The organism is Bacillus sp. (in: firmicutes) (genome assembly GCA_017656295.1).
GTDB lineage: Bacteria > Bacillota > Bacilli > Bacillales > JACDOC01 > JACDOC01.
The window spans coordinates 1-851 of the sequence record JACDOC010000044.1 but is presented as its reverse complement, the minus strand read 5'-3'; the positions used below and the strand labels follow the sequence as shown (position 1 = coordinate 851).

Below are 851 nucleotides of genomic sequence, written 5' to 3'. Positions count from 1 at the left end.
TGAATACGTTCCCGGGTCTTGTACTCACCGCCCGTCACACCATGGGAGTGGGTTGCAAAAGAAGTAGGTAGCTTAACCTTCGGGAGGGCGCTTACCACTTTGTGATTCATGACTGGGGTGAAGTCGTAACAAGGTAACCGTAGGGGAACCTGCGGTTGGATCACCTCATTACCTTAAAGAAGCGTACTTTGAAGTGCTCACACAGATTGTCTGATGAAAAACGAGCAGTAAAACCTCTACAGGCTTGTAGCTCAGGTGGTTAGAGCGCACCCCTGATAAGGGTGAGGTCGGTGGTTCAAGTCCACTCAGGCCTACCAAATTTTCCCTGAATACTGCGTTGTGAAATAACTCACATACTGATGTATGCTTCGTTATTCCACGCCTTGTCTCAGGAAAAATTATCGGTAAAGAGGTTCTGACTACACGATGGGGCTATAGCTCAGCTGGGAGAGCGCCTGCTTTGCACGCAGGAGGTCTGCGGTTCGATCCCGCATAGCTCCACCATCTCGTGAGTGTTTACGAAAAAATACTTCAGAGTGTACCTGAAAGGGTTCACTGCGAAGTTTTGCTCTTTAAAAATCTGGATCAAGCTGAAAATTGAAACACAGAACAACGAAAGTTGTTCGTGAGTCTCTCAAATTTTCGCAACACGATGATGAATCGTAAGAAACATCTTCGGGTTGTGAGGTTAAGCGACTAAGCGTACACGGTGGATGCCCTGGCAGTCAGAGGCGATGAAGGACGTGCTAATCTGCGATAAGCGCCGGTAAGGTGATATGAACCGTTATAACCGGCGATTTCCGAATGGGGAAACCCACTTGCTGTGATGAGCAAGTATCCATAAGTGAATA

General features: G+C 47.6%; 2 tRNA genes and 2 rRNA genes. All 4 read left to right on the top strand.

Annotated features, from left to right (window positions below):
• A 16S ribosomal RNA gene (locus tag H0Z31_15705) occupies positions 1-183 on the top strand; the annotation flags it as partial.
• 57 nt (positions 184-240) lie between these two features.
• A tRNA-Ile gene (locus H0Z31_15700) sits at positions 241-317 on the top strand.
• Positions 318-428: 111 nt separating this feature from the next.
• A tRNA-Ala gene (locus H0Z31_15695) sits at positions 429-504 on the top strand.
• Positions 505-677: 173 nt separating this feature from the next.
• A 23S ribosomal RNA gene (locus H0Z31_15690) occupies positions 678-851 on the top strand; the annotation flags it as partial.